Origin of the sequence: Methanomethylovorans sp. (assembly GCF_050177135.1) — an archaeon.
Taxonomy (GTDB): Archaea; Halobacteriota; Methanosarcinia; order Methanosarcinales; family Methanosarcinaceae; genus Methanomethylovorans.
This window is the reverse complement of the sequence record NZ_JBFXHJ010000100.1, coordinates 1-8,147: the sequence shown is the minus strand read 5'-3', so window position 1 is coordinate 8,147 and position 8,147 is coordinate 1. Positions and strand designations below refer to the sequence as shown.

10 protein-coding genes and 1 tRNA gene are annotated in these 8,147 nt (G+C 46.5%); 6 read left to right on the top strand and 5 right to left on the bottom strand.

The window, feature by feature from the left end; translation table 11 throughout:
• Positions 1-4 precede the first annotated feature (4 nt).
• The 3 genes from AB7U21_RS08555 to AB7U21_RS08545 all read right to left on the bottom strand — a co-directional run bounded on the left by AB7U21_RS08555 (position 5) and on the right by AB7U21_RS08545 (position 875).
• Positions 5-78, bottom strand: a tRNA-Val gene (locus AB7U21_RS08555).
• Positions 79-134: 56 nt separating this feature from the next.
• Entirely contained in the window at positions 135-326 is a 192-nt protein-coding gene (locus AB7U21_RS08550; RefSeq protein WP_333788403.1) for a hypothetical protein, read from the bottom strand.
• Positions 327-422: 96 nt separating this feature from the next.
• A complete protein-coding gene (locus tag AB7U21_RS08545) occupies positions 423-875 on the bottom strand; it encodes a YqaA family protein (protein ID WP_428388309.1) in 453 nt (150 codons plus the stop codon).
• Positions 876-1,051: 176 nt separating this feature from the next.
• Here AB7U21_RS08545 and AB7U21_RS08540 point away from each other — a divergent pair, with 176 nt between their 5' ends.
• Both AB7U21_RS08540 and thiC read left to right on the top strand, forming a co-directional pair.
• Positions 1,052-1,675, top strand: coding sequence for an endonuclease III domain-containing protein (locus tag AB7U21_RS08540; RefSeq protein WP_428388307.1), 624 nt, complete (start codon positions 1,052-1,054; stop codon positions 1,673-1,675).
• Positions 1,676-1,790: 115 nt separating this feature from the next.
• A complete protein-coding gene (gene thiC / locus AB7U21_RS08535; protein ID WP_428388304.1) occupies positions 1,791-3,041 on the top strand; it encodes a phosphomethylpyrimidine synthase ThiC in 1,251 nt (416 codons plus the stop codon).
• A gap of 28 nt (positions 3,042-3,069) precedes the next feature.
• On the opposite strand, the gene AB7U21_RS08530 is transcribed toward thiC, so the two are convergent.
• Positions 3,070-3,327, bottom strand: coding sequence for a UPF0175 family protein (locus tag AB7U21_RS08530; protein WP_428388302.1), 258 nt, complete (start codon positions 3,325-3,327; stop codon positions 3,070-3,072).
• A 323-nt stretch (positions 3,328-3,650) separates the two neighbouring features.
• On the opposite strand from AB7U21_RS08530, the gene AB7U21_RS08525 reads away from it, so the two are divergent.
• Positions 3,651-4,742: a hypothetical protein gene (locus AB7U21_RS08525; RefSeq protein WP_428388300.1), complete on the top strand. Its 1,092-nt coding sequence runs from the start codon at positions 3,651-3,653 to the stop codon at positions 4,740-4,742.
• 68 nt (positions 4,743-4,810) lie between these two features.
• Here the strand turns inward: AB7U21_RS08525 and AB7U21_RS08520 are convergent, their stop codons facing one another.
• Positions 4,811-5,812: a hypothetical protein gene (locus tag AB7U21_RS08520; RefSeq protein WP_428388298.1), complete on the bottom strand. Its 1,002-nt coding sequence runs from the start codon at positions 5,810-5,812 to the stop codon at positions 4,811-4,813.
• Positions 5,813-6,032: 220 nt separating this feature from the next.
• Between AB7U21_RS08520 and AB7U21_RS08515 the strand changes: the two genes are divergently transcribed.
• From AB7U21_RS08515 to tpiA, 3 genes are all read left to right on the top strand, one after another.
• A complete protein-coding gene (locus AB7U21_RS08515; RefSeq protein WP_292352729.1) occupies positions 6,033-6,239 on the top strand; it encodes a type II toxin-antitoxin system HicB family antitoxin in 207 nt (68 codons plus the stop codon).
• Between the two features lie 211 nt (positions 6,240-6,450).
• Entirely contained in the window at positions 6,451-7,647 is a 1,197-nt protein-coding gene (locus AB7U21_RS08510; RefSeq protein ID WP_333787380.1) for a bifunctional 5,6,7,8-tetrahydromethanopterin hydro-lyase/3-hexulose-6-phosphate synthase, read from the top strand.
• Positions 7,648-7,698: 51 nt separating this feature from the next.
• On the top strand, positions 7,699-8,147 hold a 449-nt coding region (tpiA, locus tag AB7U21_RS08505), incomplete at its 3' end, for a triose-phosphate isomerase (RefSeq protein WP_428388295.1).

Sequence of the window (8,147 nt, the reverse complement as noted above, 5' to 3'; positions counted from 1 at the left end):
AAAGTGGGCCCGGGGAGATTCGAACTCCCGACCTCCGCCGTGTGAAGGCGACGTCATGACCAGCTAGACCACAGGCCCTTTGAGCAGGGTAGAATAGTATTCCTTCTCTATAAGCCTATCGCTGCAACGCTATATCAGGTTTTCTGGGACCTCACGTATCTGTAGGTGAAGAATCCTGCCAGTATGGCCCCGGCTATTATTGTGAAAAGTGCCAGGTCACTGGGCATCACTGCATACACACCCACAGCGATCATTGTGCCGGTGGCCACGGCCAAGGGGATCAAAAGTGAGTGTTTTCTGATCTGTTGCTCTTTTGGGTCTGTCATCAGTTCACATTCCTTTGTTAATATATAAGCAACATTCAATTATATATATTTTTCTCAATATAATCTTATATAGCGTTTGGATGCAATGCAGTTCCTTCAGGACAACAGTCCTAGAGCCATGCAGGCCACTGCAACATACCTCAGCAGCTTTCCCAGGAACACAAGAACAGAGAAGATCTTAAAATCAAGTTTCATAACACCGCCCATGGCCGTAATGGCATCGCCTATTACCGGCACCCAGGTGAAGAGCAGGGAATACACACCATACTTAGTGAACCACTTCTCGGCATTATCCAGACGCTGCTGTGGGATCGACAGGTATTTTTCAATAAGGTCTTTGCGCCCCGCAAGGCCGATGTAATATGTGGTGCATGCACCGCAATAGTTTCCCACGGATGCGACCATGACCAGCAATACGGGATCAAATCCTTTGTTTATGAGTAACAACAGCAGCGCTTCAGAACCGAATGGCAGCACTGTGGAAGCCAGAAAGCTTGCCAGGAAAAGGCCTGCATATCCGTAAACAGCAAGATCTAGAACTGCGGTCATTGCATCCAATTGGACCATTTAGCATAAATATCAGGCGCATCTCCGTAATTCTCACGGGGCACACAAATATTAATGGATGTAACTGCAAAGAATACCAGTTCTCATACTGATCTCAGGTTAAGTTCCGTTGATAATGTTCAAAAAGGCTTAAGTCGGCACAGGTACAATCTGTTCCCATGCTTGCGTCTGAAGTCATATCGCGTTTGCGGGGCATATATACTCCGGGTTTTTTTGACCGGATAAATGACCCTTTCTATGTGCTTATCTCCACAGTGCTGTCACAGCGCACCAGGGACGATGTTACTATTCCCACAACTGAGAAACTGTTCAGTGTCTATGGTTCCCTGCAGGCTATGGCAACAGCAGATCCTGAGGATATCGAGAAACTGATAAAGGACGTGGGGTTCTACAGGGTCAAGTCCGGGCGTATCATTGAGATCTCAAGGATACTGCTTGAGGAGTATGAGGGTAAAGTGCCGGATAACATCGATGAGCTTCTCAAGCTGCCGGGAGTGGGCAGAAAAACCGCTAACTGTGTACTCACTTATGCTTTTCGCAAGGATGCCATTGCAGTGGATACTCATGTGCACAGGATCTCCAATCGGCTTGGCCTGGTTACAACGAACGCTCCTGAGGACACGGAAACCGAGCTCGAACGTGTGGTCCCCAGGGAACTGTGGCAATACGTCAATGAACTGCTGGTGAGGTTCGGCCAGGATGTATGCCGCCCGGTCTCTCCAAAATGTGATGTTTGCGTGCTTGCAGACCTTTGTCCGTCCAGAATGATACGTGTGAAATGACATTTAAAATCTTTTGTTGCAGCTGTATCTCATAATCTATAAAACACAAATAACCCATACTTCCTCCGGGCAGGAACAAATTCATAAGCCTTTTCCTCACTTACAGGAGATATTCATGAAAGCTACTCAGATAGATCATGCACTTGATGGTACACTGACCCCTGAAATGGAGTTAATTTCTAAGATCGAGAAAATAGATGAAGAGACAGTCATTTCCAGGGTTGCGGATGGCAGCCTCGTTATCATGAAGAGGGATAATGGCCGGTGCGTTGCCATAGGCAAGGGTGCGACAACTAAGGTAAATGTGAACCTCGGCACTTCTTCTGACACCATCCATCCGGGTGAAGAGATAGAAAAGGCGCATATTGCAGAAAAATATGGTGCGGACACCATAACCGATCTTTCCATGGGCGGCGATATCTCTGCTATCCGGAAGTCTATTTTTGAAAATACGTCCCTGCCGATAACTACAGTGCCTATCTATCAGGCTGTTGTGGAAAAGGGCTTAATGGATATGAATGCAGATGACATTCTTTCTTACCTTAAAGCTCATGTGGATGAAGGTGTGAGTTCCGTTGTGCTGCACTGTGTGCAGAAAACGATGCTTGACAGGATCAAAGGCACAGGCAGGGTCATGGGTATGGTCTCCAAGGGAGGATCTTTCACAAGCGTATTCATGTTGTCTGAGAAATGTGAGAACCCTTTCATTGAGCATTTTGATGAGATCATGGGGATCCTCAGGAAAAAAGATGTTGTGCTCTCTCTGGGTAACACCATGCGTAGTGGCTGTATCCATGATCTGTGGGACGAAGCCCATAAAATGGAGGCTGAGAGCAATGCGCAGCTTGCCCATGAGGCCCATGAGCACGGAGTGCAGGTCATTATAGAAGGTATGGGCGGGCACATACAGGCAAATGACATTGCTGCAAAAGTTCAGTTCTATAGATCTCTTGCCGATTATCCTCTGTTCGTTGCAGGTCCATTGCCAACGGATATTGCTGTAGGGTATGATCACATTGCAGGAGCTGTGGGAGCAAGCATGGCAAGCGGTGCAGGTGCCGATTACCTGTGTTATATCACTCCGGCTGAGCATCTGTCCCTTCCGTCACCGGAACAGGTAAGAGAAGGTCTGGTCGCCTTCAAGATAGCATCTCATATCGGAGATTCCATAAAATACGGTATAAGTGGCAAGGATCTGGAACTTGCCAGGAAGCGTGTGAGATTTGACTGGGAAGGACAGATGGAACATGCGCTTGACCCTGATAAACCCAGGACCATGTGTCCGGATGATCCGGGTCCTTGTACCATGTGCGGTAAATACTGTGCTATCAGTATCATGAGCAATTACCTGGCAGAGGGTAATTGAGCAACATGATCAACGGAAGACCAAGCGTTCATAACACTTTCAGGTCTTCATCGACATCTTCCACAGAATATTGAAGTGCCACGCCTTTACTATCAAGAAGGGTGAGCATTTCCCATTTACTGGTGAATCCTGCAAGCTCAGTGGCTTTTCCAAGAGATAGTTTCCCCTCTCTATAGAGTTCTACTGCCAGTACCTTTTTTATAAAGCCCGGCATCTCGGCCTCACTTACTTTTACGTTCAGGGGAAAGTCCGAGGGGAGACCCACAGTTGTTTTAACTTCACTCATACTAACATTTATAACTGGTATTCTGACTACATTAATTTTCCTGCATATCTGTTAAAGAAGTTAAAATGCTGATTTTCTACAATATTATCAAACCACAGAGGACACAGAGCACACAGAGATGAAGGCGTCAGATTCCATAAATCCATACCTCTGCGCTCTCTGTGTGCTCTGTGGTTAGTTTCTCATGTAACCGGACATTGGGTTTTTTGACTGTATAATTAGGCGGTTTTACTACGCTCCGACTAATGCTACAGAACAAAACCGAAAAGATTAATTTCAAGCCCACTTAAATTCCCTTCAGGCTGTAATAAGGTGGTCATTTGATGTCAGGATATGCAAATCCCTCAGCGAATAGCAATGTATCGCTTTTTAAAGAATTCCCCGGTCAGACAAGCAAGCAGTATTTCCAGTGGTGGCTGAAGCCAGTCACCATACTGGTGTCCATGCTGTTGCTCACCAGCATGTTATCTTCCATGTTCTCCGGTCTTGCCGGTATCGCAGGCGCAAGAGGCTCGCTATTATCTGACCCTTCCGGCTCATCAGGTGTGCCGGATTCCCTGAAAGCTCTGCTGACGATAGGCGCTGCAACATTTATCGGCGGCTGTGCCGAGAACCCTATGGACGACATTACAACCGAAGCCCAGAAAGCGACAGGTGCAAAAGATGCCGACCCATACGGAACAAACAACCCATTATACGAAAAAGCCTTATCATCCTACGATAAAATCGAACAGCAACAAGCCGAACAGTCAGGCGAACAGCCAGACGGCGTCATTGACATAGAAAAGCTCACCTGGCCAAGAGAGATCCCCCGTCCAGACGGAACAACACAAATGATGACAGAAGAAGAATTCCTGGGACTTAGTTTCCCTGAATTGATGATACCAAGAGGCGACGGTAGTTACGATCTTGGTCTAATGAAGTTCAAATTTGATTTAATAGGTTACGACACACACATATTATTCCCTGAAGGTCCAGAAAACGACTTTATAATAGACGGCCATGGGAGAACTCCAGAAATCTCTGGAGGTGTGAGTGGCAGATTCACATATATGGATAGTGTATTTACTGAAGGCTATTATCCTGTATTCAATCAAGCATTCGTTGATAAATACAAGGGAGCCGCTAGCTTCAGCCGGGACAATAGAGATATTGAAAGCAAAATTTTTGTACGAGTAACATCGGATACTTTAAAAGACTACAAACCTCTCGAATTTCAAGACCCTGTATTTAAAGATGCGTCCCACATTATTGAAATAATCCCTGATTCAGGTCTATATATTTGGGTTAGTCCTGTTCCAATTACTGGTTTTAAACCTGATGGTAGTATATCTACGCAATTGGATAGTGCAGGCGATTTTGCAAAAAAAGACGGCAATATTGAGCTTGGTTTCGATATACAGGTAAAGGATTGAAAGGTAAATCCCTTCTTTTCCCGCATCTGTGCTTCTATCTATCCGTTGGGTTATAAACTGCTATTTATCTACTGATTCAACCCATTTGGCCATTTGTCTGATGCAGCAACGCCTGCAAGCAGATATGTGGTAGCAGCTGAAAAAATCACATTGCCAGCGCAATAACCCTTATAGATTCCTGTTGGTCCTCCTCCTGAGCAAAGAGAACCAAGAATGACCCCGCCCACTACTTCACCAACAGCAAGTGTTGACTTCATCTGGCTTGCAGAATCAGAGTTCTTCTCATAGCAGAAATTAGGTTCAGTATCAGGATATCCTGTTCCCTTTACAGTCACGCATGATATTGTTTGTTTTGGGTGTGGCAATATTCCATCCTCTTTCACGCATTTCTTGTACTTTGTGCCCTGCTCATAATTATAATATTTCATGCTCTGATAAGCAAAATTGCTTTTGCGAGTACTATCTTCAATTCGTTCACTCGTTTCTGTTATTTTGTAAACAATATCTTCTTGAACATTCATTTTCTTTTTATTATCCTCCATAGTTTTCTCATACCACTCTTTCATATACGCATTGGGTTCATTGCTATTTTCACCCATGCTGCTCAGATACCTCAAAGCAGCATCAAACTCAACAGGATCATCATGTATTGAACCATACGTATATGTTGTCACCCTTGACTTCTCGCCATCTTCATTCACATAGTCAAATTCAATATCCCTGCCCAAATAAACCTGCCCTGGGAAAGACAAAGGCACATGATGCATATCAATTAACTGATATTGAACAGGTGCATTTTCAGTTGACACCATCGAAGTTCCAGAAGACCAAATCATCTTCAGGACATTGGCAGGTTCAATTCCATAACCCCATTCATCAATCACCGCAGCAGTATATATTTTATCATTAGGGTAGTAATCCGAACACTGGCAATCACCCATGGAAATCGTCAGATCCGCCTTGCACGGCGAAGCAAGGAAAAACACATTATTCTTGTCCCCGTCACGAATTTCAACATAAGGCTTATCTGTTGCAGCAGGAGTTGAAGTCATTATCTTCTCTTGTGTCAAAGTCCCGCTCTCCATGCTATTGGGCCATTCATTTCCATAAAGGCAGAGATTATCAGTCCCGCAATTGCTTGCATCTCTCAGATCCATCTGCATATCAAGTGTAGCAGCAGCAGCTATAAATCTCACATTAGATCACAGTAAAATTGAAGCGAAATTTATCCTCTTATCCCGGCTTTCCCTCGCAAATGCATCTTTATACAAGAACTGCTAATGAATAATCATGCAGTACACAATAGTCCTTGAGGTTGCAGAAGAAGGTGGATACACTGCACGCTGTCTGGAACTTCCGGCAGCGATAAGTGAAGGGGATACCAAAGAGGAAGCTCTGGAGAACATCAAGGAAGCCATCGAGCTGGTGCTTGAAGTTACCGAGGAACAGGCCAGGGTGCTTGGCGAGATCGCAAAGGTTGATGTTGCAAGTGCCTGAACTCCCTGGTGTTCAATTCGTTGGGGAAATGTTCATACTAAACACATAAAAGATCTGTTTTTGGCAGAACCTTCTCTATAAAACAATACTTTTCCCTACATACCCCATCGCAAACATAATATAAAATGCGCCAGTTTCCATCACTGACTTATATAAAGTCGCATATGAAGAGTATATATAGTCTTTATTGATGCAATTTTGTAGGTGAAGTATGTTACTAGTCGGAGAAGCACTCATCGGCGAGGAACCAGAACTCGCACACGTAGACCTTATCATTGGTGACAAGAACGGTCCTGTAGGACTTGCCTTTGCAAACGGACTTACCCAGCTGTCCGCCGGGCACACCCCTCTTTTGTCAGTCATCCGTCCCAACCTGCCAGCCAAACCCTCCACGCTCATCGTCCCAAAAGTTACTGTGAAGAACATGGGACAGGCAGCTCAGATCTTCGGTCCTGCCCAGGCAGCCGTGGCAAAGGCTGTTGCAGATGCCGTTGAAGAAGGCGTCATCGACAAAAAGGATGTGGAAGACCTTGTGATCGTAGCCAGCGTGTTCATACACCCGGAGGCAACGGACTACAACAGGATCTACAGGTACAACTACGGTGCCACCAAGCTGGCTCTCAAGAGGGCCATGGAAGGCTTCCCAAGCGTGGAAACAGTTATGAAAGAGAAGGACAGGGCTGCCCACGGCATCATGGGATTCAAGGTCACAAGGCTCTGGGATGCTCCATACCTGCAGGTTGCTCTTGACAATCCCAATATAGCCGCCATCCGCAGTATCGTCGCCCAGATCCCAAAGAGCGATCACGTGATCCTCGAAGCTGGCACTCCGCTCATAAAACGCTATGGTGTGGATGTCATTTCCCAGCTGCGTGAGGTGCGGCCTGACGCCTTCATCGTTGCAGACCTCAAGACCCTGGATACAGGCAACCTCGAAGCCCGCATGGTCGCAGATGCAACAGCAGATGCCATTGTGATCTCAGCCCTTGCACCGGTCTCAACTCTCCAGAAGGCCATCGAAGAGGCACACAAGACCGGCATATATGCTGTAATGGACACCCTCAACTGCGAAGATCCTGTCGCAGTGCTCAACGAGCTCAAAAAACTGGGCTCACTGCCCGATGTTGTGGAACTGCATCGCGGTATCGATATCGAGGAAACAGAACACGCATGGGGCAACATTGCCAAGATTAAGGCTATGTCCACCGAATCCCATAAGGTGCTGGTGGCAGTGGCAGGCGGTATACGCATAGACACCATGCCAGTAGCTCTGGAAGCAGGAGCCGATATCCTTGTGGTAGGCCGTGCCATTACCAACGCCAGGGATGTAAGGCAGGTAGCAGAGAAATTCATAGAAGGCATGAACAAATCAGAGATCGACCAGTTCAGGGTCATGACAGATTTCTGAGCGTGTGCATTGCACACGCTTTTTTCAGGAGGGGTTAAGATCAGCTCAATTATGATAGTGTTGAACCTGAAGACATATCTTGAAGGCACAGGAGAGAACTCAGTAAAGATTGCACAGGCATGTAAGGACGTTGCAGACGATTCGGGCATTGACATTGCAGTTGCCCCGCAGTTCTGTGATATCTACAGAGTGGCTTCTCAGGTGGACATACCTGTATATTCACAGCACCTTGACAGCGTGGGTGCTGGCAGCTTTACAGGCCATGCCTTCTCCAGATGTATCAAGGACGCTGGAGCTGTGGGCACTCTCATAAACCACTCCGAAAGACGGCTTACGCTTGCTGAGATCGATGCTTCCGTGCAGGCCGCAAAGAGAACAGGTCTTGCCACCATTGTCTGCACGAACAACGTGCCCACCTCAGCTGCCGCAGCAGCCCTGTCTCCGGATTACGTTGCCGTGGAACCCCCGGAACTCATCGGTTCAGGTATTCCTGTATCCAA